This is a genomic window from Methylobacterium sp. GXF4 (assembly GCF_000272495.1).
Lineage (GTDB): Bacteria > Pseudomonadota > Alphaproteobacteria > Rhizobiales > Beijerinckiaceae > Methylobacterium > Methylobacterium brachiatum.
In genome coordinates, this window is the sequence record NZ_AKFK01000070.1 from 1 (window position 1) to 24,740 (window position 24,740).

22 protein-coding genes are annotated in these 24,740 nt (G+C 68.6%); 21 read left to right on the plus strand and 1 reads right to left on the minus strand.

Features of this window, described 5'->3' with window-relative positions; translation table 11 throughout:
* Window positions 1–214 precede the first annotated feature (214 nt).
* From WYO_RS19120 to WYO_RS19215, 21 genes are all read left to right on the plus strand, one after another.
* Window positions 215–457, plus strand: a complete 243-nt coding sequence (locus WYO_RS19120; RefSeq protein WP_039903393.1) for a hypothetical protein — start codon at window positions 215–217, stop codon at window positions 455–457.
* 577 nt (window positions 458–1,034) lie between these two features.
* Window positions 1,035–1,448, plus strand: coding sequence for a hypothetical protein (locus tag WYO_RS19125; RefSeq protein WP_007565524.1), 414 nt, complete (start codon window positions 1,035–1,037; stop codon window positions 1,446–1,448).
* Window positions 1,449–1,529: 81 nt separating this feature from the next.
* Entirely contained in the window at window positions 1,530–1,934 is a 405-nt protein-coding gene (locus WYO_RS19130; protein ID WP_007565526.1) for a FixH family protein, read from the plus strand.
* A complete protein-coding gene (locus WYO_RS19135; RefSeq protein WP_007565528.1) occupies window positions 1,931–3,454 on the plus strand; it encodes an efflux RND transporter periplasmic adaptor subunit in 1,524 nt (507 codons plus the stop codon). The genes WYO_RS19130 and WYO_RS19135 overlap by 4 nt, the downstream gene beginning before the upstream one ends.
* The gene (locus tag WYO_RS19140) at window positions 3,451–6,603 is read left to right on the plus strand and encodes a CusA/CzcA family heavy metal efflux RND transporter (protein ID WP_007565530.1); all 3,153 of its coding nucleotides are present in this window, start codon (window positions 3,451–3,453) and stop codon (window positions 6,601–6,603) included. The genes WYO_RS19135 and WYO_RS19140 overlap by 4 nt, the downstream gene beginning before the upstream one ends.
* A 20-nt stretch (window positions 6,604–6,623) precedes the next feature.
* The gene (locus WYO_RS19145) at window positions 6,624–7,100 is read left to right on the plus strand and encodes a DUF411 domain-containing protein (RefSeq protein ID WP_007565532.1); all 477 of its coding nucleotides are present in this window, start codon (window positions 6,624–6,626) and stop codon (window positions 7,098–7,100) included.
* Between the two features lie 230 nt (window positions 7,101–7,330).
* Window positions 7,331–8,290 (plus strand): SMEK domain-containing protein, encoded by a 960-nt coding sequence (locus WYO_RS19150; protein WP_007565534.1) that lies wholly within the window; start codon window positions 7,331–7,333, stop codon window positions 8,288–8,290.
* Window positions 8,283–8,525, plus strand: a complete 243-nt coding sequence (locus WYO_RS19155) for a hypothetical protein (RefSeq protein ID WP_007565536.1) — start codon at window positions 8,283–8,285, stop codon at window positions 8,523–8,525. Before WYO_RS19150 ends, WYO_RS19155 begins: the two co-directional genes overlap by 8 nt.
* Complete coding sequence (locus tag WYO_RS19160) at window positions 8,515–10,230, plus strand: DUF2326 domain-containing protein (protein WP_007565538.1); 1,716 nt, start codon at window positions 8,515–8,517, stop codon at window positions 10,228–10,230. The genes WYO_RS19155 and WYO_RS19160 overlap by 11 nt, the downstream gene beginning before the upstream one ends.
* Before the next feature lie 281 nt (window positions 10,231–10,511).
* Complete coding sequence (locus tag WYO_RS19165; RefSeq protein ID WP_007565540.1) at window positions 10,512–10,724, plus strand: heavy-metal-associated domain-containing protein; 213 nt, start codon at window positions 10,512–10,514, stop codon at window positions 10,722–10,724.
* A gap of 130 nt (window positions 10,725–10,854) precedes the next feature.
* Window positions 10,855–11,289, plus strand: coding sequence for a hypothetical protein (locus tag WYO_RS30050; protein ID WP_230364971.1), 435 nt, complete (start codon window positions 10,855–10,857; stop codon window positions 11,287–11,289).
* Window positions 11,290–11,701: 412 nt separating this feature from the next.
* Window positions 11,702–12,034 (plus strand): four-helix bundle copper-binding protein, encoded by a 333-nt coding sequence (locus tag WYO_RS19170; RefSeq protein ID WP_007565541.1) that lies wholly within the window; start codon window positions 11,702–11,704, stop codon window positions 12,032–12,034.
* 56 nt (window positions 12,035–12,090) lie between these two features.
* A complete protein-coding gene (locus WYO_RS19175; protein WP_007565544.1) occupies window positions 12,091–12,582 on the plus strand; it encodes a DUF305 domain-containing protein in 492 nt (163 codons plus the stop codon).
* A 68-nt stretch (window positions 12,583–12,650) separates the two neighbouring features.
* Window positions 12,651–15,089, plus strand: coding sequence for a heavy metal translocating P-type ATPase (locus tag WYO_RS19180; protein WP_007565546.1), 2,439 nt, complete (start codon window positions 12,651–12,653; stop codon window positions 15,087–15,089).
* A gap of 10 nt (window positions 15,090–15,099) precedes the next feature.
* A complete protein-coding gene (locus WYO_RS19185; RefSeq protein ID WP_007565548.1) occupies window positions 15,100–15,855 on the plus strand; it encodes a DUF4111 domain-containing protein in 756 nt (251 codons plus the stop codon).
* Window positions 15,856–15,922: 67 nt separating this feature from the next.
* On the plus strand, window positions 15,923–16,225 hold the full coding sequence (locus WYO_RS19190; protein WP_007565550.1) for a metal-sensitive transcriptional regulator: 303 nt from the start codon (window positions 15,923–15,925) through the stop codon (window positions 16,223–16,225).
* 99 nt (window positions 16,226–16,324) lie between these two features.
* Complete coding sequence (locus WYO_RS19195; RefSeq protein ID WP_007565552.1) at window positions 16,325–17,497, plus strand: SIR2 family protein; 1,173 nt, start codon at window positions 16,325–16,327, stop codon at window positions 17,495–17,497.
* Window positions 17,498–18,106: 609 nt separating this feature from the next.
* Complete coding sequence (locus WYO_RS19200; RefSeq protein ID WP_007565553.1) at window positions 18,107–19,468, plus strand: hypothetical protein; 1,362 nt, start codon at window positions 18,107–18,109, stop codon at window positions 19,466–19,468.
* Between the two features lie 11 nt (window positions 19,469–19,479).
* Entirely contained in the window at window positions 19,480–20,313 is an 834-nt protein-coding gene (locus tag WYO_RS19205; RefSeq protein WP_007565555.1) for a hypothetical protein, read from the plus strand.
* A 92-nt stretch (window positions 20,314–20,405) separates the two neighbouring features.
* Window positions 20,406–21,140, plus strand: a complete 735-nt coding sequence (locus WYO_RS19210; RefSeq protein WP_007565557.1) for a DUF4396 domain-containing protein — start codon at window positions 20,406–20,408, stop codon at window positions 21,138–21,140.
* 637 nt (window positions 21,141–21,777) lie between these two features.
* A complete protein-coding gene (locus WYO_RS19215; RefSeq protein ID WP_007565560.1) occupies window positions 21,778–23,166 on the plus strand; it encodes a DNA-binding protein in 1,389 nt (462 codons plus the stop codon).
* Between the two features lie 200 nt (window positions 23,167–23,366).
* On the opposite strand, the gene WYO_RS19225 is transcribed toward WYO_RS19215, so the two are convergent.
* Complete coding sequence (locus tag WYO_RS19225) at window positions 23,367–24,689, minus strand: hypothetical protein (RefSeq protein ID WP_007565562.1); 1,323 nt, start codon at window positions 24,687–24,689, stop codon at window positions 23,367–23,369.
* Window positions 24,690–24,740: the final 51 nt, after the last annotated feature.

Consider the following 24,740-nt stretch of genomic DNA (forward strand, 5'->3'; position numbering starts at 1 on the left):
TGACCCTCCCACCCGCCCGGCCGCGCGAGGCAATGCGGCCGTCGCGCATCCCACAATCGCTTGCAGGATTATCCCCCCGGTGAGCGAGGCGCCGCGCCGGGCGACCCCGGCCCAACCCCACAAAGGTTCGCAGCGCGCTGTAACGGTACGTCCAAGACATCCGGACTTAAAGACAAGGAGCGGCAAGCTTCTCGTCAGATCAACGGTTTCCGCCATGAAAAGCAAGATCATCCCCGCCTTTGCAGGAATCGCCATGCTCGCCGGACTGCCGGGTTACGCGCTCGCGGGATGGATGGACAACGTCCCACCCCGTTTCCTGCCCCAGACGCATCAATCGCAACGGACCGAAACGCCTCAGGTCGAAGCTCCGGACGTCGGCCTGACGACCGGATCGATCAGCGCGGTGCCCCGCCGCCCTGCCGCCGCCCGGTCGGCCCCCCCCGCCCAGCACTTCTGAACCTCCCGCGGGGTCCGAACCGCCGGACCGGCCGATTGGGGTGGTACGGGGTGAGGTTCGGCGCGCCGCCCTGCACCGCCTACCGCGCGGAGGGTCAAGTGTGCGGTAGGTTTCCCAGATGCCCGGACAGCACGCGCGCGGATGCCGGGAGCCCGGAACCTGCGCCCTTGCGATGGGCGGCCAGCGCAACAGCCCGAGAACGACGACCGGCTCACGCCTGCGATGCACGCGACCATTCCCCTGTTGACCGCCTTCCAGATTGCGCGCTCGGCAGACGGCCACTCCATGTCCGGGGGCTTGCCAGGGGACCGACGGTGTCGATGCGGCTTCCATGGGTGGCGGCCTCGATCCGGCCTCTGCCTGCCGTTCGGGGACGGCCATTGCACGGCAGGCCGGACGCGCCATGGCGCGGTCCGGCGGGCCCACGAGGAACGGGTCGCCGAGACGCCCGCCCGGCGAGGTCGGTCGGTGGATCGGCCGCCCGACGGAACGAAACCTTGACCCTCAAGACTTGGGACGCGCCGTCTCCCGTGACACTGGCCTTCCGCCCGGATCGAAAAGCTGGCATCGTACCTGCGTGACGTTCTTGATCGCCCTTCGGCGACTGTTGCCGCTCCTGGCGGTACTCAGCCTCGCCCTGACGCCGGTGGCCGCGCCCGCGGCCGCCGCGGGGATGCGCGCGTTCATCATGGCGCAAGCCGCGCCTGAGGCGACCTCGGCCATTGCCCATGCCGAGATGGAGGGGATGGACGTGGGCGACGCGGACATGGCCGACATGCCGTGCTGCCCGCCCGGGAAGGCGGCGAAGCCCGACTGCGCCAAGGCCGGCTGTCCGCTTTTGGCGCTCTGCCTCGCCAGCGTCGCCTCCCTCCTGCCGACCGCGGCGTCCGTCCCGGCCCCGGTGGCGACGCGGACGAGCCGGGTGTGGCCCGATGCGGCGTCCTTCGCCAGCGTGTCCGGCCGCCCGTTACCTGAGCCCCCCCGAGCCTGAGCCCGATGACGCCGGCGTGAACGCCGGCACGACGCCGCGCGTCCACGCGTGGCCATCCATCGCGTTCAGGAGACGAAATCCGTGACCACGTACCCCTTCGCGCGCGCCCTCGGTGCCGCGCTGCTCGGTGCCGCCCTGTCGGTCCCGGCCCTGCCGGCGCTCGCCGGCATCAAGGACTACGCCTTCGTGCTGATCCGGACGGAGGCGAAGGTCGGCGAGACCATCCTCTCGGTGCGACTCATGGACAAGCGCACCGGCAAGCCCGTTCCGGACGCGGTGATCTTCGCCAAGCGCATCGACATGGCGCCCGACAGCATGGACGAGATGACCTCGACGATCGAGCAGGTCCCGTCGACGGAGCCTGCCCTCTACCGCTTCAAGGCGAAGCTCACGATGGCCGGGGGCTGGCGGCTCTCGCTGGGGGCGAAGGTCCAGGGCGAAACCGGCACCGTCGAGGACAGGCTCGTCTTCCAGGCCGTCAAGTGAGCCGCTCGGCATGGCTCGCCGGGATCCTCGCCGCGTTGGCGGCGGGGGGCACCGGGTACTGGGCGGGGCGTGATGGCAGCCCCGTTCCGGTCCTCGTCGAGCGCGCACGGACCGAGTTCGCCCACTGGCTTCCGACCGGCATGCCGGGTCCGCAGGCACCGGCGCCGGCGAAGGTCACGGGTCCGGTGGTCTACTACCAGGATCCGGATGGGAAGCCGGTCTACTCCGCGTCGCCGAGAACGACTGCGGAGGGGCACGACTTCCGGGCGGTTCGGGCCAGCGAGGACGTGCGCTTCGACCAGGCACAAGGGAGCGAGACGACATCCCCCGACATGGCCGGCCACGACGTGACCGGGCACGGCATGGCGGCGCATGGAACGGCGGCGGCCGGGAAGCCCGACGGGGGCACGCGCAAGTTGCTCTACTACCGCAACCCGATGGGGCTGCCGGACACCTCGGCGACCCCGAAAAAGGATTCGATGGGGATGGACTACATCCCCGTCTACGCGGGCGAGGACGAGGGCGGCGCCGTCGTGACGGTCTCCCCCGGCAAGGTCCAGCGGACCGGCGTCCGAACCGAAACAGTGGAGCGGCGGGTGGTGGCGCAGCCGGTGCGCGTGCCCGGTACCGTCGCCCTCGACGAGCGGCGCGTGACGGTCATCGCGACCCGGTCGGACGCGTACGTCGACCATGTCGAGGACGTCACCACCGGCGACCGCGTCCGCAAGGGCCAGCCGCTGGTCCACATCTACTCCCCCGAAATCAACGCCGCCGCCGCGCAGCTCATCGCCAACCCCGGCTTCGACGGAGCTCGGCGACGCCTGCAGAACCTCAACGTCTCCGAGGCCGTCATCGACGACATGGAGCGCACCCGGAAGGTGCCGATGGCCATCACTTGGTCGTCGGCCCGGGACGGCGTGGTGCTGCAGCGCTCGGCCGTCGAGGGCATGAAAGCCGCGGCCGGCGACACCCTGTTCCGGATCGGCGACATCTCGGTCATGTGGGTGCTGGCCGACGTGCCCGAGCGCGACCTGGCCGGGGTTCGCGCCGGACAGGCCGTGACCGTGCGCCTGCGTTCGGCCCCGGGCCGGACCTTCTCCGGCAAGGTCGGGGTGATCTATCCGCAGGTGAACCCGGACACCCGGGCCACGCGGGTGCGCATCGAGCTGCCGAACCCGGACGGCGCGCTCCTGCCCGACATGTACGCCGAGGTCGAGATCGCCACGGGGGCGGGCAAGCCCGTCGTGGCGGTGCCCGACGACGCGGTCATCGACACAGGTGCGCGGCAAGTGGTGCTGCTCGACAGGGGCGGGGGGCGCTTCGAGCCGCGCGAGGTCAAAGTCGGGGTTCGCGGCACGGGCTACGTCGAGATCCGCGACGGCGTCGCCGCCGGCGACCGGGTCGTCACGGCGGCGAACTTCCTGATCGACGCCGAGAGCAACCTGAAGGCGGCGCTTCAGTCCATGTCCGCCCCGAAGGCGAGCGACCGGCAGGCCTCGAACCTTGAGGGCAAGCCATGATCGCGCGCCTCATCGGCTGGTCGGCCCGCAACCTCGTCCTGGTGCTGGTCGGCACCGTGTTCGCCGTGGCCGCTGGCGTCATGGCGCTGCGAACGCTGCCGCTCGACGCCATCCCCGACCTCTCGGACGTGCAGGCCATCGTCTACACCGAATACCCGGGCCAGGCCCCGCAGGTGGTCGAGGATCAGGTCACCTATCCTCTCACGACCGCCATGCTGACGGTCCCGAAGGCGAAGGTGGTGCGCGGCTTCTCGTTCTTCGGGGTCAGCTTCGTCTACGTGATCTTCGAGGACGGCACGGACCCATATTGGGGCCGCTCGCGCGTGCTCGAATACCTCAACGCGGCGGCCAGCCGCTTGCCGGCGGGCGTGACCCCAACCCTCGGTCCGGACGCCACCGGCGTCGGCTGGGTCTACCAGTACGTGGTCGTGGCCAAGGAGCGCACGCTCGCGGAATTGCGCTCCCTCCAGGACTGGGTGGTCCGTTTCGGGGCGTCGCGGGCCGAGGGCGTGGCCGAGGTCGCGGGCGTCGGCGGCTTCGTCAAGCAGTACAACGTCGTCGTCGACCCGAACCGCCTACGGGCGCAGGGGATCTCGCTCAACAAGCTCCGGGACGCGATCCGGGCGAGCAACGCCGACGTCGGCGGCCGCACGGTCGAGCTCTCCGAGTTCGAGTTCATGGTGCGCGGACGCGGCTACCTGCGGAGCGTGGCCGACATCGAGAACATCGTCCTGAAGACCACCGGTGGTGCTCCCCTGCGGGTGCGGGACGTCGCCCGGGTCGAACTCGGGCCTGACGAGCGGCGGGGCATCACCGAGATGAATGGTGACGGCGAGGTCGCCGGCGGCATCGTCCTGCAGCGGTTCGGCGCGAACGCCCTGACCGTCATCGAGAACGCGAAGGCGAAGCTCGCGGAGGTGGCGAAAAGCCTGCCGGCCGGCACCGAGATCCTGCCGGTCTACGACCGCTCGCAACTCATCGACGCGGCCATCGAGACGCTGCGGCACACGCTTGTCGAGGAGAGCGTCGTCGTCTCCCTCGTGTGCATCGTGTTCCTCCTGCACGTCCGAAGCGCGCTGGTCGCCATCCTGATGCTGCCCGTCGGCATCCTGATGGCGTTCGCCGGGATGAAGGCGCTGGGGCTGGGCGCCAACATCATGTCGCTCGGCGGCATCGCCATCGCGGTCGGCGCCATGATCGACGCGGCCATCGTGATGATCGAGAACGCCCACAAGCACCTGGAGCGGGCGCGGCCGGACAAGCCGCGGGTCGAGATCTTGGTCGAGGCGGCGGGCGAGGTCGGCCCCTCGCTGTTCTTCTCACTCCTCATCATCACCGTGAGCTTCCTGCCCATCTTCACCCTGGAGGGCGAGGAGGGGCGCCTGTTCGGGCCGCTCGCGCTCACCAAGACCTTCGCCATGGCGGCGGCGGCGCTCCTGTCGGTGACCCTGGTGCCGGCGCTGATGGTGTTGTTCGTGCGCGGACGGATCGTCCCGGAGCATCGCAACCCGGTGAACCGGCTCCTGATCTGGCTCTATCGCCCGGTCATCGCAGGCGTACTGCGGGCGCGGTTGCCCACCATCCTGCTCGCCCTCGGCGTCCTGGCGGTCACCGTCTGGCCGGCGCGCCAGCTCGGCTCGGAGTTCATGCCGGAACTCGACGAGGGGACGCTGATGTACATGCCGACGACCCTGCCCGGCATCTCGGTGACGAAGGCGGGCGAGTTGCTGGCGACCCAGGATCGGATCATCAAGTCCTTCCCCGAGGTCGCCTCGGTCTACGGCAAGGCCGGGCGCGCCAGCACCGCGACCGACCCGGCGCCGATGGAGATGGCCGAGACCATCATCAGCCTCAAGCCTAAGGCCGAGTGGCGCCCGGGCGTGACGCTCGCGAGCCTCAAGGCGGAGATGGACCGGGCGCTGCAGTTCCCGGGCGTCTCGAATGCTTGGACGCAGCCGATCCGGGCCCGCATCGACATGCTCTCGACCGGCATCCGGACGCCGGTCGGCATCAAGGTGCTCGGCACCGACCTCGGCGCCATGGAGAAGGTCGCCCGTCAGGTCGAGGCAGTGGTGCGCGACGTGCCGGGCACGTCGAGTGCCTACGCGGAGCGGGTCATCGGCGGGTACTTCCTCGACATCACGCCCGACCGGGAGGCGCTCGGCCGCTACGGGCTCATGGTGGGCGACGTCCAGGACGTGGTCGCCTCGGCTCTCGGCGGGCAGAGCGTCACCAACACGGTCGAGGGCCGCGAGCGCTACACCGTCAACGTACGCTACCCGCGCGCCTTCCGCTCCGACCCGCGGGCCATCGCCGACGAGGTGCAGGTGCCGCTGCCGGCCGGCGGGACGGTGCCGCTCGGCGAGGTCGCGAAGGTCGAGCTTACCCGGGGGCCGACCTCGATCCGGACCGAGAACGGCCAGCTCGCGGTCTACATCTTCGTCGACCTCACTGGGCGCGACCTCGGCGGCTACGTGGCCGACGCCCGGGCCGCGGTCGACAGGGAGGTCAGGTTGCCCCAGGGCACGACGCTGCAGTGGAGCGGGCAGTACGAGTACCTGGAGCGCGCCGAAGCCCGCCTCAGGATCGTTGTGCCGCTGACGCTGCTCGTCGTGTTCCTGCTCCTCTACCTGAACTTCCGCCGTCTGACCGAGACCCTCATCGTCATGCTCTCGCTGCCGTTCGCGCTCGTCGGCGGCGTCTGGCTGATGTGGTGGATGGGCTTCAACATGTCGGTGGCGGTGGCGGTCGGCTTCATCGCGCTCGCCGGCGTCGCGGCCGAGACCGGCGTGATCATGCTGGTCTACCTCGACCACGCCCTCGACGAGGTCCGGGCAGGGTGCCGGCGTGAGGGACGCCCCCTCACGCGCGAGGACTTGCGGCAGGCCATCATGGTCGGCGCCGTCGAGCGGGTGCGGCCCAAGATGATGACGGTGGTCGCCATCATGGCGGGTCTCCTGCCCATCCTCTGGAGCACCGGTTCGGGCTCCGAGGTCATGCAGCGCATCGCCGTGCCGATGATCGGCGGGATGGTGTCCTCGACCGTGCTGACCCTCGTCGTGATTCCGGCCGTCTACGCGTTGGTGAAAGGTCGCGGGTTGCCGGAGGCCGCCGCGGAGGGTGCACGGATGCCTCTGGCGGCCGAATGAGGAATCGACAGGAGCGAATGATGAAGTCAGACATGATGCCGTCCCGGCGTGCCGTGCTCGCGGGCTTGGCGGCGGGAGTGTCCCTCGGACGACCCGTGATGGGGGAGAGCCTGCCGACCGTCGCCGTGACGAAGGACCCGAGTTGCGGCTGCTGCGCGAAGTGGGTGGACCACCTGCGACAGGCCGGCTTCACGGTGACGGTGACCGAGGGTCCCGTGAACCCGGTGAAGGCGCGTCTCGGCGTGCCGAGGGACCTCGCCTCCTGCCACACCGCTCTCGTTGACGGCTACGTGGTCGAGGGACACGTGCCGGCGGACGCCATCAGGCGCTTGTTGGCCGAGCGCCCGAACGGAACCGGGCTGGCCGTTCCGGGCATGCCGGCCGGCTCGCCCGGCATGGAGGTCGAGGGCAGGGATCCCGGCGCCTACGCGGTGATCCTGTTCGGACCCGAGGGGCGAGACACCTTCGCCCGTTATCGTGGCGGCGAACCGGCCTGAGCGCGGCCGACGTGCGGATGATCGCCGTCGCCGTCCACGGTGGTCAACGGTCGTCGCGCCGCCGCGCAAGAGCCGACGCCCCGCTTCGTGCCCGGACATCCCCCGAAGGCGGGCTTAGCGTGGGCGGGAACTCGGTTCACAGACTCGCCCCGGCGGCATGAAGATCGGAGTGGCGAAGGGGACGCCGCAACGCTAGGACTCGGGGGATCCGAGAGAGTCTCGTCACCACCATGAATCGCGCAAGCCTCATCGGGGTCGCTTTGCACTATTTGACGCAACTGAGGATGTCGGTCGGGCACCTCAATAGCCTCAACCTACAAGACGTCAACGTCCATGCGGAAGCGTTCTTTCGAGATTTTCTGAACTTGGTGTTTGACTATAAGCTGAAGAACATCAACATAGTAGAGAGGAACGCGCGAGCTATCGATTTGGGCGACGAGGACGAACGGATCGCCATCCAGGTGACGTCGACGTCGGAGTTGGACAAGATCAAGCACACCCATAAGGGCTTCGTGGCGAGCGGCCTCGACGGCAGATACGACCGCCTGGTCGTTCTCATCATCGGAGAGAAGCGCAGGTACCGGGAGTCGTCCCTAGGCGGCGACGGCGTGTTCAGCATGTCCCTGGTGGACGACGTCTGGGACATTCCCGAGCTCCTGAGGAAGGTCGGCGACCTTCGCTTGGACAGGCTTGAGCGCTGCTGCGAGTTCCTGCGCGACGAGTTGAAGATCCCCGAGCCCCGGCAGTCCAACGAGGTTGGTACCCTGATCCGCCTGATCGAGGTTCTCAGCGCCGCCGAGGAAGGGATCTCGGTCGGCGACAACCGGGAGGACCCCGATCCCGACAGGAAGATCCGCGACCGATTCGCGGATCACGCCGCCTTCCTCGAACAGCAGTACGTCGACTTGCACGAGATATATGGACGTGCGCTGGCGGAAGTGAACAGGCATACCGACCTCGGGCACGTGCGTGTGCGCAAGCTCCAGGTCTACCTCATGAATTGGAGCGACCGTGTCCTGACGGAATATGGAGGCGATCCCAAAGCCGCCCTCGATGCGCTGACCGAAAAGGTCCTTCGGATGATGGGCACCAGCGCCGTCGCATTCGACGATTGCGCCATTCGATATTACCTTGTCGATCAGCTGATTGCCTGCAACGTGTTCCCGAACAAGCGCGCGCTCGATGCCTAGCATCTTCCTCAAAGACGAGGCACTCGACAAGTCTCCGCCAATCGTCGGTTTCGAGATCGCGCGGTACATCAGGCAGTCGGGCAAGGGTCGTGTCAGTATCTTCGACGTGGTGGAGCGCTTCAAACGCGAGAGTTGGTTCGCGTGGAATTCGTTCTTTTATGGCATCACCTTCCTATACGCCGTTGGCCTGGTCGATTTCGAAGAACCATACCTGATCGTCCGTGATGTTGATTGAGCGTCTCTACACCGAGCCCGCGACCATCGATCCCATCGTCTTCACGGCAGGGGTCAATGTGATCCTGGGTGAGAGCGACGTGACCAGCTCCAAGAACAACGGCGTCGGCAAGTCGCTCTGCATCGAATTCTTGAACTTCGCATTGCTCAAACGCAAAACGGAAAGTCGCGTGGCGAGAATCCCGAAGGAGAGCTTCGATCCGCGCAACCTCATCTGCGTCGACTTCCGGCTGCACGGGATCGGCTACACCATCAAGAGATCGCTCGAAGAGGCGGAGCACCCGCGGATCATCGTCGACGGGCGCGAGACGGTCTACGCCAAGCTCAAGGATGCGACCGATTTCCTGACGGGGAGGCTGTTCCCCGACCAGGATGAGCAGGTCGGGTTCCGGGAGATCCTGGGGCCGCTGATCCGGGACGAGCGATCCGAGTTCAAGTCGATTGTAGGCTGCTTCGACACCAAGGCCCGAATACCGGACAACTACGCGCCGCACCTCATGCTCCTCGGCATCGACCTCGGCATCTACCGTGCCATCAAGGGCATACAGAGGGAACTCGACGCAATCGCCACCGAGGAGGCTCGCATCAAGGACAGCGTGAGGCTCGTCCGCCAGAAGGATCTGGATGACGCCCGGTCCGACCTCAACGCCCTCGACGAGGAGGTCGAGACGATCCGGCAAGGCATCGATGCCCTGGAGAACGCCCCGGCCTACGACATCGTGAAGGGCGAGATCCTCGATATCGAAGACCGGATGTCGGACCTGCGCCGCAGCAAGGACGTGCTCGTCCAGCGCGCTGCAAACCTGGCACCGATTGCCCTGGAACCCGGCATAGACAGCGGCGAGATCCGCGACTTCTACGACCAGCTTCGTGCCGGCCTGGGCACCAGCATCGTCCGCGAACTCGCGGAGGTAATTACTTTCAAGTCCAAGATCGAGCAGTTCCAGCGCCACCTGCTGGACGAGAAGTCGAGGGTGGTGGACGTCGAGATCCGGAACCTCAACAAGCAGCTCGCCGAACTCGATAGGCGGTACGCAAAGCTGGTGGCGGTTCTCGATCAGAAAGGGCAGCTGCGCAACCTACGCCAGACCTATGCCTCCTTCCAGGCGAAGAGCGATGAACTTGGACAGCTCAAAAGCTTCTTCAGCCGTTACGACCAACTGCTGATCGAACGTCAGACCAAGAAGTCCGAGATCGAGGCCGAAAGGCTGGCATTGCAGGCCAGCATCTCTGCCGCCGCGGATCGGCTGCGGTCGTTCGAACGGACGATCCTCGCCATTCATCAGTTCATCCAGGGCAACCGCAAGGCTTCCTTCGAGGTGCGAACCACCCCCAGGAAGCACGTCGTCGATATCGTCCTGCGGATCGACGATGACGGCAGTCATAGCGTGGAGAGGGAGAAAGTCTTCATATATGACATCGCGCTGCTGCTGAACGATTACACCAAATCCCGTCACCCCGGGCTGTTGGTTCACGATAATATCTTCGACGTCGACGACGACACCTTACGAAAAAGCCTGGAGTTCATCCTCACTCGGGCAAGACTCGACGAGAACAAGCAGTACATCCTGACGCTCAATGTCGACCGCATCGAGCATGCACGGGAGGAGGTGTGGTATTACGAGCTTGAGCAGAGCGTCGTGGCATCTTTCACCAAAAGCAATCGCTTTCTCAAGGCGCAATACCAGGAGGTTGGCCGGGAGTGATCGTTCGGACCAGGTCCCTCCTCACCGCGATGCCCATCGATCAAGGGTTCAAGCGCACGTGCGCAGGCCGATGGACATGATGCTTCAGGGTTAAGCGATGGAACCACGCCAAGCGTCGCCGCACCGGTCGACGATGTCGAGGATCGACCGGCTTCAGCGTCACGACGGCCATGTCGCCTGCAGCGAACGCGCTCCAGCCCGATGCGGAGCGCTCCCCGACCCTTGACCTTCCCACCATGGGAAGCCCTATCTGAAGGTGACGCCGTCATAGGGAGAGCGTCATGCATCGTTTCAAGGTCGACAAGATGGACTGCGGAGGTTGTGTCAAGTCCGTGGCCCGGGCCATCATCGACATCGAGCCGGACGCCCAGGTCGCGGTGGACCTCGGGGCCAAGCTCGTGACCGTGTCCGGCGCCGTCGGGCCGGCAGACCGCATCGCACTGGCCGTCACCGCCGCCGGCTACCCGGCCGAGCAGGTACGCGCGACCGCGTGATGGGACGAGCCGGCAACCAAATGCGGATGCAGGCATTCTCGTCAAAGGTGCGACTTCGTCGCGACATGCAAGATCGGGGTTAGCGACCGGGATGGCTTTCAGGCGGCATGTGGTGCGTTCGATAGCGGCGATGATCCTCGCGATCATCGCCTACGTCGCGCCGTCCGCCGTCGAGGCTCACGATGGCCATGTCCACTGCGGTCACAATCGGCGCGCGGCGGCAATGGTCGATGCGAAGGCACCGCTTGCTGGACCAGCCCTCGCAACCTCGCTGCACGTCCCAGGGTTCATGGGATGGCTTCGCGGTGCACCGCGTCTCCGGACGCTGCCGGTTCGGGCGACGGCCTCGCTCAAAGCCGCCGATGCCGACGAGGGTTGCTGCCCCGGCGCCTGCAAGCGCTGCCGCTGCGGGACGGCCGTTTGTGGCACCCTCGGTATTCCCGCCGCCCCAACATCCTTGTCAGCCCCCCTCTTCAAGGCCGTCGTGATGGTCCCGGACGACGTCGCAGGGCACGAGGGCGCAGGCCCCGAGGCGCTTCGCAAGCCGCCACGAACCGTCGCGTGAGGTGATGCGCACCTGGGCGCGCAACGCCTGAGGTGCGCCCGCGGCCACGACCTGCGCCCGCTTCGTCGCCGGTCGAGACTGATCCCCTGTCGATCTGCCCAATCGTCGCCTCAGGAGCGGCGGCGCCGCTTCGGGTCGCCCCGGCGGGACGCGCCGAACCGTGAGCTCGAAAGGGCGGCGTCCCATCGGGTCGTTCGTGATCGGACGATCCCGGCGCGCTGGGACCGGTCCACGATGGCCGCGGGACCGACTTTCCAAACTCGAACGTCGCCGCGAAAGATTTTCGTCTTTCGCGTTGAACAAGACGTCAGTTCACTATCTTTATGACTGCGCTGTGCTGAGAAATAAAATCGCTTTTTAGCGTAAATCTCGGTTTATCGAACAGTGTGAACCGTCTTAATGGAGACTCGGAATGCATACGATGTCGAACGAGATGCAGTCCTGCATCGATGAGTGTCTTCGCTGCTATCAGACCTGCATGGGCATGGCCTCGAACCATTGCCTTCCGGCCGGCGGCAAGCACGTCGAGCCGGCGCATTTCCGGCTGATGTTAGCCTGTGCGGAGACGTGCCGGACTTCGGCTCACTTGATGCTGATCGGTACCCCCGAGCACAAGCATACCTGCCGCGCCTGCGCCGAGGTGTGCGAGGCCTGCGCCAGGAGCTGCGAGCAGGTCGGCGACATGCAGGACTGCGTCGAGCGGTGCCGGCGATGCGCCGAGAGCTGCCGCAAGATGGCCGCCTGAGCCAATCGGGGCGGCCGGCGACGGCTGCCCCTTCCACAAGATGAGAGGAGGCAATTATGCTCGTTCGTAACCTTGTCCTTGCCGCGACCATGGCGTTCGCCGGCGCCGGAGCGGCCGTTGCGGCCGACCATGACCACGATCACGACCACGGCTCGATGCAATCCGCCGTGAGGCTGCCGGAAGCGTGCAAGGCGGCCTCGGCGGGCAAGGAGGCGATGGTGAAGGACATGCAGGCGCACATGTCCCAGGCCATGCAGGGCATGGGCGGTCAGATGACCGAGACCCAGAAGGGCCTGCAGCGGGCGATGATGTCGATGAATGGCCCGATGATGCAGGGGATGATGGCGGGCGATCCCGACGTCGCGTGGGTCTGCACGATGATCCCCCACCACCAGGGCGCCATCGACATGGCCCGAGCGGCGCTGAAGGGCGCCGACAACGCCGAGAGCAAGCGCCTCGCCGAGAAGACCATCGGTGAGCAGGAGAAGAGCATTCAGGAGCTCGTCGCCTGGCTCGACAAGAACGCGAAGAAGGAAGGCAACCGGTAAGGCGCCGCGCGCCGCCGGACCGTTCGCGGTCTGGCGGCCAGGCCCTCGGCCATACGGAAGGAGCGGTGATGAGCGACGCGTCGCAGGGACATCCTCAATCTGCGGGAGGCCACGCCTGTGTCGGCGGCCACGATCATTCCGCGCACGCGCACGGCCACGGGCACGACCACCGTGCGCACAGCCATGCCGCACCTGCCTCGTCCGATGGCGCCTTCCGCGTGAAGGACCCGGTCTGCGGGATGACGGTGGACCCGCACGCGACGAAGTACCAGGCCGAGCACGACGGGCATCCGTACTACTTCTGTTCGAACGGCTGCCGGACCAAATTCGAGGCCGACCCCGTCCGCTACGTCGACCCCGCCTCCCCCGCGGCGAAGTCCGAGCCGGTGCCGGAGGGCTCGATCTACACCTGCCCGATGCACCCGGAGGTGCGCCAGGTCGGGCCAGGGGCTTGCCCGATCTGCGGGATGGCCCTGGAACCCGCGATGGTCGGTGCGGACGACGGTCCGAGCGAGGAACTCGTCGACATGACGCGCCGGTTCTGGGCCGGGCTGGTGCTGACCGTTCCGGTGTTCGTGCTTGAGATGGGCGGCCACCTGCTCGGGTTGACCGACCGCCTCGGCCAGCAGACCTCAAACTGGATCCAGTTCGCGCTCGCCACCCCGGTCGTGCTCTGGGCCGGCTGGCCCTTCTTCGTTCGGGCCTGGCACTCCGTCCTGTCCCGGAACCTGAACATGTTCACCCTGGTCGCCCTCGGGACGGGCACGGCCTACCTCTACAGCGTGGTCGCGACGCTCGCCCCCGGGCTGTTCCCGGAGGCGCTGCGCGGGCACGGCGGGGCGGTGCCGGCCTACTTCGAGGCGGCGGCGGTGATCACCGTGCTTGTGCTGCTCGGGCAGGTCCTGGAGCTCCGCGCCCGCGAGAGCACCGGCGGCGCGCTGCGGGCGCTCCTCGACCTCGCGCCGAAGACCGCCCGCCGCATCCGGCCGGACGGCGAGGACGAGGAGGTGCAACTCGATGCCATCGGGGTCGGCGACCGCCTGCGCGTGCGCCCCGGCGAGAAGGTCCCGGTCGACGGTGCGGTGGTGGAGGGCCGCGGCTCCGTGGACGAGAGCCTCGTGACGGGGGAATCGATGCCGGTCGCCAAGGAGGCCGGCGCCCCCGTCATCGGCGGCAGCCTCAACCAGTCCGGCTCGCTCGTCGTCGAGGCGACCAAGGTCGGGCGCGACACCATGCTGGCCCGCATCGTCCAGATGGTGGCCGAGGCCCAGCGGAGCCGGGCCCCGATCCAGCGCCTCGCCGACCGGGTCGCGGGCTGGTTCGTGCCGGCGGTCATCGGCGTGGCGGTTCTCGCCTTCGCCGCCTGGATGGCCTTCGGGCCGGAGCCCCGCTTCACCTTCGCGCTGTTGGCCGCGGTGGCGGTGCTGATCATCGCCTGCCCGTGCGCGCTCGGCCTCGCCACGCCGATGTCGATCATGGTCGGCGTCGGCCGCGGCGCCGGGGCCGGGGTGCTCGTCAAGAACGCGGAGGCGCTGGAGCGGATGGAGCGGGTCACGACCCTGGTGGTCGACAAGACCGGCACCCTGACCGAGGGCAAGCCGGCCGTGACCCGGATCGTGGCGGCGGCCGGCTTCGACGAGGACACGCTCCTGCGGCTCGCGGCGAGCGTCGAGCGCGCGAGCGAGCACCCGCTCGCCCTGGCCATCGTGGCGGCGGCCGGGAAGCGCGGGCTCTCCACAGCTCCCGTCACGGATTTCGACAGCCCCACCGGCAAGGGCGCGCTCGGAACCGTGGAGGGCCGCCGCGTGGCGCTGGGCAACGCCGCCTTCCTTCGCGAGCAAGGGGTCGACGTATCGACCCATGACGCCGAAGCCGACGAGCTCCGGCGCGACGGCGCCACGGCGATCTTCGCCGGCGTCGACGGACGGGTCGCCGGCGTCCTCGCCATCGCCGACCCGGTCAAGGCGACGACGGCCGAGGCGCTCGCGGCGCTCCGGGCGGAGGGCATCCGGGTGGTGATGCTGACCGGCGACAACCGCACGACCGCCGAGGCGGTGGCGCGTCGGCTCGGCATCGAGGAGGTCGAGGCGGAGGTGTTGCCCGACCAGAAGGCCGCCGTGGTCGAGCGCCACAAGGCGGCAGGGCAGGTGGTCGCGATGGCCGGGGACGGCGTGAACGACGCCCCCGCGCTCGCCGCGGCCGACGTGGGCATCGCGATGGGCACCGGCACGGACGTGGCCATCGAGAGCGCGGGCCTGACGCTGCTCAAGGGCGACCTCCTCGGCATCGTGCGGGCGCGGCGTCTGTCGCGGGCGGTGATGGGCAACATCCGCCAGAACCTGTTCTTCGCCTTCGTCTACAACGCGGCCGGCGTGCCGGTGGCGGCGGGCATCCTCTACCCGTTCCTCGGCATCCTGCTCTCGCCCGTCATCGCGGCGGCCGCCATGGCCTTGTCGTCGGTGAGCGTGATCGGCAACGCCCTGCGCCTGCGGGCCGCCCGGTTGTGAGACGGGCCGCGTGACCGAACTCCTGGACGCGACGGCTGTGATGCACCCGCTCGCCGCGGCGGCGGCGGAGCGGTACCTGACGGCGGTCGACGCGGCGCTGCCGGGCCTCGTCTCGGGCTTCCACGTGGTCGGTTCCGCGGCGCTGGACGACTTCGTGCCGGGACGGTGCGACCTCGACTTCGTCGCCGTCGTCGCCTGGCCCCCGGGGGCCGACGCGCTGGATCGGCTCGCGGACCTGCACGAGGGCCTCGGCGCGATGGGCGGCCCCGCCCTCGACGGGATCTACGTCGCCGCGGCGGACCGGCAAGGACCGGAGGACAAGGGTCCGGCGGTCCGGGTCGGCCGCTTCGAGCCGCTGTCCGGGCACAGGCGCCGCCCGGTGGACAGGCTCGCCCTCGCCGAGCACGGGCTGACCCTGCGGGGTCCGCCGCCGGGCTGGCTGAACGTGCCCGGGGTCGACGGGTGGGCGGCCGAGGCGTTCGGTTCCCTGCGGGACTCGGCTGGGACGGCCGAGGTCGACGAGGCCGTGCTGGGCGCCTGCCGGCTGCACTACCTGCTCGCGCTCCGGCGCATACCCTCGAAGTCCGAGGCCGGTCTTTACGGCCTGATCGCTCTCGACGAACGCTGGCGGCGGATCATCGACGAGGCGCTGCGCCTGCGCCGCACGCCCGACGTGCCGGCTTTGTACCTGAACGAGGACGAACGCCGCAGGGACGCGCTCGCCTTCGTCGAGGCGACGGCGGAGGACGGGCTGTCCCTGCCCTGAATGCGCGCCCCGGGGTTCCGGCGGCGCGCCCGAGCGCCTATCTTGGCAGTCGCAACACGGGCCCGAGATGAGCGAACCGGACGACAGACACGGCGGCGTGGCCGTGGACCATACCCGCCAGATCGCCCGGCTGCGCCGCATCGAGGGGCAGGTCCGCGGCCTGCAGCAGATGATCGAGAACGGGCGCTACTGCGTCGACGTCGCCCACCAGGCCGACGCCGTCATCGCGGCCCTTCGGCGGGTGCAGTCCGACATGCTGCGCGACCACCTGCAGGCGCTGGTACAGGCCACGCTAACCGGGAACCTGCCCGAGGAGGAGCGGGGTCGCCTCGCCGACGAGATGAGCCGCCTGATCGCCAAGGTGGTCTGAAGGGGGAGGAGCGCCGTGCCGAGAAGAAAACTTTTGCTTGTCGTCGGCGCCGGTGCGTCCCTCGAATTCGGGATGCCCCCGGTCGCAGGGGTTCGGGCCATGATCAACGACGCCATCCAGGTTCGCTACCCGTTGCTCGCCGAGCCCGCGACGAACCTTTACGAGCATGTCGAGGGTTTGGTCAGGACCCACTGGCAGCGGACGGTGCCCGAGTTCCTGCGCCGCGAGCCGCACTACGAGGACTTGCTGTACGCCATCTTCGCCGTCGCCGCGGCTTACCCCGCTGGCGCCGCGACCTCGGCGTTGGGCGCGGTCGTGACAGCCAAGGGGATGCCCGACGTCTCGCTTTTCGGTCGGCACGCCACGCCGGTCGGGCCGGACACCCTGCGCGATCTCGGCCGCGCGTCGGTTGATGCCGTCGTGGAGGCGTTCCGCGAGCGCTGCGCCGCCAGCGAGGCGGACAAGGCGTCCGAGTTCGCAAGGCTTCAAGTGCTGGTCGCCGCGCTGCAGGCCGAGTTCGACGTCGCGGTGGTCACCCTGAACTACGACAACGTGATGTACCGCGCCTTTCCCGGGATCGAGACCGGCTTCGACCCGGCGACCGGCATTTTCGACCAGGAGCGCATCCTCCGGCGGTCCGGCTGGGCATGCATGCTGCACCTCCACGGGTCCGTCCATTTCGACATGCAGCCCGGCCCGACCGGAGACATGCACGAGATCCGCTGGCAGCCGGATATCCGCGGCCGTTTCCATCAGAACGCCGGTGGCCGCAGCACGCGCTCCCACGTCGAGGGCATCGATTTCCCGACCTCGGTCATCGTCGCGGGATACGGCAAGACGACCCAGATCCTGAAACGGCCCTTCCGCACCTACTACTCCGAACTCGACCGCCTCGTGGCCGGCTGCGACGCCGTGCTCTTCGCCGGGTACGGGTTCGGCGACGAGCATCTGACAGTGGCCTTCGAGGGCTTCCGGGATGCACGGAACCGCCCGGTCGCCATCATCGATTTCGCTCGGGACGACGCCATGACGATGGGCGGCGCCGATCTCGGAGGCCCCAACGCCATGGTCGACGAGATGGTCCGGACGTTCCTGACCGAGCCGAGGACCATGCGCGCCCTCGGCTACTCCGCCCCGCAAACGGTCGCGGATCTCAGGGCTGCCCGGGAATTCGAGACCTGCCTGGACCCCGCGACGCCCCTCGCCATCTGGTACAACGGCATGCTCGCAGCCTGCGACGCGCCATCCAAGGTGCTCGCGCGTCTGGCGTGACGTTCGGGTCGAGGGACTGGTGCGCAACGACCCGGAGGGCGGTGCCGAAGGACCGTGGCTCTCCGGGACCGTACCGAAGGAATTCCGATTCCGCACCGTCCAGGAGGTGGCGCAGCTCAGGCGCCGACGCCAAGTCGACGTTGCGCTGGCGAGCCTCCCGTCGGGGCGGCCAGCATCGCCGCGACGCCCTGGTCGAAGGTGCCGGGTATGTCTTGGCTGGAATCATGATCCCTGCCCGCAGGGTCGCGGGACCGGTGTCGGTCGACAGAGCCAAGGGTTCGGTTGACGAGCTTGGCCAAGCGGTATGCGGCCAGCGTTCCGCGGAAGTCGTCGGAGGCGATGCAAGCCCTCCTTGCAGGATGACGGCGCCGTTCCATCGGGTTGATGCGCCGAGCGACGGCCCGAGGTCTTCGGAGATGGATGTAAATCTTGCTTCCGGTATCCGCAGTTGCAGTCGGCTGGGATGATACGGGGCTTCAGAAGCGCGTTAGTAGCTCTTCCGCAACACCGGCGGCGGAAAGCCTGTCCAAGGCGTGCATTCGCCCGACCGACCCTTCCAATATCCGCCCGACCAAAATACCCCTAAGGGGTATCGAGTCGGAGGGTGGCATGATCGGACGGCGGACATTCCTCACCGGCGCCCTGGCGTCGGCGGCCTCGGCCCCCTTGGCAGGGACCGCCGCGCGAGCCCTGGACGGCATCGAGCGGCGGGACGAGGTCAGCTTCCTCAGGGGGCCCTACAACCTCGCCTTCTACTACCGGCTCAACAAGGCCTACCGCATCGGCGCCGGGATGCACTTCTTCCACTCGAAGCAGCACGACCTGCTGCAGCACACGCGGTTCGAGGACCGCGCCGGGGTCGATGCCCGCTTCGACAAGGAGGCGCAGGAATGGCTGCGCGATCCGCCGGCCATCGAGCCGGAGATGCCGTACTACTCCAACTACGTCGACCGGGCGATGCACACGCTGTTCCGGACCATCGACTGGACGCACATGCATCACGAGCAGACCTACGACGTGATGGCGTTCCGCGAGATCCCGTGGGCCGAGAAGAAGGCGTGGACCGACCGCGCGGTCAGATACTACCTCACGATGCAGACGCCGGGCGTGCCCCGCAGCGTCGCCCCGCTGGAGCTGACCATGCGGCGGGCGGGCATCATGATGAAGCCATACTTCAACTACTTCCGGAACTTCTACCCGCTCGACCAGAGCCTGTTTTACGTCGCCCACTGGTGGCACCCGGCCGCGTACGAGACGCAGATGATCTCGGGCAACAGCGACCAGGAGGCCGCGATGGCCCAGACCATCGACCTCATGTACCGCGAGGTGATGGCGGACCGGCCCGGCCGCATGCTGCTCTCGCGCGAGATCATGCCGCGCTACGCCCGGATGAGTCCCGAGAGCGCGAACATCTTCGACAACCTGCACATGCTCCACGGGATCGCCTACTCGATCCTCGCCTATCCCGGCTGGTCCATCGAGGAGAAGCGGGCTGAAATGTACCGGGTCATCGAGGCCATGGGCTACCAGCCCGGCGACGAGGCCTACACGCGCAGGTTCCGGGAGCCCCATCCCGAATTCGATCCGAGGACCTATCCGGCGTGGGTGCGCTCGCCCCAGGGCGCCATGGGCATGATCATGATGGACATGCTCATGGAGATGCTGCCGATGATGTACCCGGGCGGCCTGTCCAAGGCATCCCACGCCGCCATCATGCAGCAGATGATGAAAAACGGGCGGCTTGGGATCGAGCCCGGCGAGATCCCCGGCTCGCTCCACGACGCATTCATGCAGGTCGCCCCCGGCATGCGGATGATGCCCGGCTCGACCGAACCCGGCGAGACCCCGACCATGATGGTCGAGCACATGCTCTCCGCCTGGAACGCCAAGGCCGCCGGCATCCCGGACGTGGCGCCCATCGACATGACCGTCGAGCCGAGCCTCGGCCCGGCCCGTGTCGCCGTCCGCTGAGGAGCCGCGCCATGCCGAAGCTCGTCCGCACCGCCCTCGCGGCCCTCCTCGCCCTCTCCGCTGGCTCGGCGATCGCCGCGGACCACTCCAACCTGGAGGAGGGGCTGCCCATCACCATCGAGGACGCCTACCCGATCAAGGAGAACGGCCTCGAAGTGCAGTCCTACTTCCAGTACAACCGCATCCGGAACGACCCGCGCGGCGCCAGCAGCCTGATGGCGGTGCCGCGCCTGGAATGGGGCGCGTTCAAGAACTTCCAGCTCTCGGTCGAGGCCCCGTACCGGCTCGGCAACGCGAGCGACACCGACCAGGGCGAATTCCTGGCGCAGGGGTTCTACAACTTCAACCAGGAGGGGCTAGTCCTGCCCGCCATGGCGGTCGCGCTCGGGGTGAACACGCCCTACGGCCATATGGCCGGCGGCACGGAGACCGAACTCAAGTTCCTGGCGACCAAGTCGCTCGGCACCCCCGATCCGGAGGGATTGTCGCCGTATTCCTACGTCCCGCGCCAAGTTCACTTCAACGCGTCGTGGTTCCACAACTACGACCCGACGACCGGCCGGGAGGCCGAGCGGCGCGACCGCTACCGGGTCGGCGTCGCCTACAGCCAGCCGGTCTCGAACTCCGTCGTGCTGGTCGCCGACGTCTACCGCGAGACCGACCGGGAGCGCGGCCGGGCGGTCAACCTGGCCGAGATCGGCGCTCGCTACATGGCGACGCCGCAGACGGTGCTGGTCGGGGCGGTCGGCGTCGGCTTCGGCGGCGACCGCCGGCAGGACTTCCGGGTCACGGCCGGCCTGCAGCACTCCCTGAGCTTCCCGTACTCCTGGGACCCGCCGCGCTGATCCGCCCACCGCCGGCATGGGAGGGTTGCACCGCGTCGGGGAACCTTACCCCTAGGGGGTATGTTGCACCGGCATTTCCGTGGGGGTGCCGCATGTTCCCGGAGTGGTTCCACATCCTGTCCGTCTGCGCCCTGCTGCTGGGCGCGGCGTGCTCGCTGCTGCTGTCGGTGCAGGTGATCCGGCAACCGCAGCACATGACGGTCATGAACGTCGTCTGGCCGGTGAGCGCGCTGTTCGGGACGCTCGTCGTCGTCTGGGCGTATTACCGCTATGGACGGCTAGCCACGATGGAGGCGCACCATAACGCCAAGGAGCGCGGCGAGAAGCCGCCGAACATGACGCAGACCCCGTTCCCGGTCATGGTGGGCAAGGGCGCGCTCCACTGCGGCAGCGGCTGCATGCTGGGCGACGTCGCCGCCGAGTGGCTCGCTTTCCTGGTTCCGGGCGTCGCCGTCTGGTTCGGCTGGCATTCCCTGTTCGAGGAGAAGATGTACGCGGTTTGGGTGCTGGATTTCGTGTTCGCCTACGCGCTCGGGATCGCGTTCCAGTATTACGCCATCGTGCCGATGCGCGGGCTCTCTCCCGGCGAGGGTCTGGTGGCGGCCGTGAAGGCGGACACCGTCTCGCTGATCGCCTGGCAGGTCGGCATGTACGGCTTCATGGCGTTCGCCCAATTCTTCCTGTTCCCGCACTTGACCGGCCAGCGCGCGCCGGTGAACTCGGTCGAGTTCTGGTTCGCCATGCAGGTCGCGATGGTGGCGGGATTCTTGACCAGCTATCCGGTGAATTGGTGGCTCGTCGGCTCCGGCATCAAGGAGCGGATGTAGGCCGGTCCGCGCCTATCGGCGAATCACGAGGAGCCAGAAGAGGACGGCGCACGCGGTCGCGAGCATGCAGATCCGGTATGCCGCCTCGTTCGGGGCAGGGCGCATGCCCGCCCCGGTGGCGGCGCGACAGCTCGGGCACCTCGTCGCCTCGGTGCGAACCGTCCGCCCGCAGCAACCGCACTTGGATAAGAGCATGGGCGCCCCTCCCGTCCCGTGCCGAGATCTCGCGGGCCGCCGCACCTCGGTGAGGCCTCTGCGTACGGGCCGACAGGATCACCCTCTGGTCGACCGCGATGGTCCTGAATGCCTTCGTAGTGCGGCGGGGCAGGCCGACGAAGTACGTCTTCGGTGGTAGCGAGGTTTCCGGCGGCTCAAGGCGGGATGGCGGCTGCTGCCGCCGGCGGTTGGCACGCGACTCAGAGACGTACGCATAATGAGTAACGTTATGCGTACGCGTTACACGACGGGGGCGTTCGCCGACTGGGCGTTCCTCAATCCGAAGGCCTCCCGCGGCCTATCTGTCCGGTCGCCCTCGGGTCCGGCTCGCTCTCGCGCCCACACCGAGCCTCCACGCGGACCGCGACCGTTTCTTCACCGCTCGCGGCGATGATACCGGTAACGGCTTGGGATGGCGGGCATGGTGACGGAGAACGGGGTCTGGACAGCCGCGGATCGGATACGGGCCAGGCCGGCACCGCCCGGTGGCACCAAGGAGCGGGTCTCGGTCCGCACGGTCCGGAGGGAACTCGGCGGCGGGTCGTTCGGCGACATCGCTCGCGAGCTCAGGAAGTGGAAGGACAGAGAGGACTACCGGCCGGCCATCGAGCGGGCGGACCTGCCGGAGGCGTTCGAGAGGCGGCTCACGGTGATCGGGCGGGAGCTGCTTGAGATGGCCCGGGTCGAAGCGGCCCGGGCGGGTCTGGCGGACTTCGTCGGAGCGGAGGATTGCAGGGCCGCGGCGAGGGATCTGCTCGACGAGGCGCTGGACCGGGTCGATCTCTTGGAGGAGCGGGTCGCGGCATTGCAGGCCGAGCTGGACCGGGTGCGGGCCGTCGGCACTCAGGCCGGCGGGGCCGCGCCGCCCGTTTCCGCCGCGGGTGAGGCGGACTCCCTCGCGCAGGGTCGCGCCGGGCCCAGGTTTGTCGATACCGCGCACGGGCTCAAGCTGGCGCGAGAGGCGAACGACTTCTGGGGACAGGTGCGGGACGCGGTCGAAGCGGCGGTGCGCCAACGCGGCCCCATGGCGGTCCACCCGCTCCTGAGAGCGCTCTCGACCCGGCTCAAGCAGGAGGGCGAGCGGGCGGGTTTCCCGCTCACAGAGGCGTGGCTGCGCTATCACCTCCTGCGCCTGGTGCAGGACGGCAACGGGCTGACCCTCGTCGGCCACCGGTTCGGGCTGGCCGAGCCCGAGCCCGAGCCGGACGTCGCGGCGACGTCCGAGCCGCCACTCGCCGAGGCGGTCGCGGCGATGGGGAAGCGGCCGTTCTGGCGCTTGTTCATGCGGGAGGTCCACGCCCTTCTCGCCAGGAGCGGGGCCCAGACGGCGGAAGGCATCCTCGGCGGCCTGGATCCTGAGTTGGTCGCGGCGACGGGGCGCTTCCAGAGGATCACGCCCCGGCTGCTCCGGTGGAAGCTGCGCCAGCGCATAGCGGAGCGGAGGCCGTTCGAGGAACTCCCGGATGGGCGCTTCGCCGCCCTCGTGGGCGAAGCTCCCTGGGACGGTGAGAGCCCGGCCGGGGTCCCGGCGGCGAGGGCCGGACGACGCCCGCGGCCGAGGCCCGCGGCGAGCGGGGCCACCGCGGCGCGACAGCCGACTTATCCGACGCCCGCCCGCAGGCTACGCCGCGGGGTCCGGCCGCACCGGCGGGGTTCGTTGTCGTGGGGCCACCGGCATCCCGGCCGGCGGCGGGGCATCGGCCGCGCCGCGAACGTCTTCGGCGACCGTCGGGATCTGCGCGTGCGGTCCGGCGCCCTCGGAACCCGCGCCCGCGGCCGGACGCCCGATGACGACGGCGGCCACCCGTGACACGGTGCTCGCCCATCGCGCGATGGTCGGACGGCACCAGCGGGTCGGGTCCAGGGCGTCGGCGTGGTGGTTGGTCGGTCCCTCGTCGAGGACGGCGCGATGGAGGCCGATGCGGTTGCGCGACCTCCGGACGCTCTCGGCCAGCCGCTGGAATGACGACCGAATCCCTCCGGCCGGCTTCGTCGCGCCGGTCACCGGGGTCAGCGCGGACGCCCGACGGGCTTAGCGATGGCGAGCACGCCCTTCAGGCCGCTCCCGAAGCGGGCGATCGTCTCCCGGTGCCCGCGCAGCTCGCTGTAGGGCAGGTAGCGCAGGTCGAGCTCGGCCACACGCGAGAAGGCGGGCCGGGCGAACTGCGCGCGCACGTCCTCCTCGCGGTTGTCGGGCGCCACCAGGAAGAAGTTGCGCGCGGCCCCGCCCTCGACCCCGAGCGCCAGGTCGAGCATCCGCACGATGCCCGAGTAGATGCTCGTCGTGTGCTCGACCTCGAAGGCGGCCGCGACGTCTCCGGCCGACTTGTCCAGCCAGATCACGTCGATGAGCCGGACCGTCTCGGCCGACCCGTTCGCCGTCAGGCGCCCGGGCAGGCGGTCGAGGCAGCCGTCGGACAGGCGGCCCGCGGCGTAGGGGCGGTTGCCGTCGTTCGACGCGATCCAGACGTCGAAGCCGAGGGCGAGGCCGAGGTCGCGCAGCCAGCCCTGGACCTCGGTGTGGGTGTGGTCGGCCTCACGCGCGGCCAGCGCGGCCTTGGAGGCCGTGTCGGCGGCCTCCGCGCGCACGCGGTCGAGGTCCTCGCGCCAGCGGGCCAGCGCGGCGGCCCCGTCGCGCTCCGGCAGCGGGTATCGCCCGGACCCGACGTCGAACAGGAAGCCCGCGATGGCGCCGTAATCGTTGGAGAGCAGGCCGCGATGGGCGGCGTTGAGGGCGACGATGCCCCGGCGCATGGCGAGGTACTCGTCCCACTTGCCGAGCTTCACATTGGCGCCGGCGACGGCGTTGTAGCCCTTCACGATGGCCGTGTTGAACGGGGGCACAAGGGTGGGGTGCAGGAAGTACAGCAGGTTCGCCGCGGCCGGACCCAGCCCCTTGATGCGTTGCCGGTCGAGGGCGTGGATGGCGGCCAGCACCCCGTCCTCTGCGCTGCAGCACAGGCAGGCGTCGAGGAACCGGCCGAACGCAACCTGGTTGGCGCGGTCTTCGTAGATGTCGGGGATGCGCAGCTTAGGCTTCCAGAGGAAGGCGTGGTCGGCGCCCTTGAAGACCTGGCGCTGCTCCGCGATGGAGTGGACCACCGTTTCCAAGGACGAACCGCGATAGGCGTTGCCGAACGCGTCGGCCCGGATCTCGTCGATCACCGCCTGGAGGCCGCGCCGGATCGAGCGGAAGTTCTTGATGCGCTCCTCCCACAGGAACCAGGTCCGATAGGAGGCGCCGGGGTCCTCGCGCCAATGCCGGATCAGGTTGCCGATCCAGGCGTCGTCCGAGGGGCGGTGATCCGTCCCGGTCTCTTCCGTCAGGCGCATCGGCGCGGCATTCCCAAAATCCGGATTCGGGCCGGAGCATACCATCGCCGC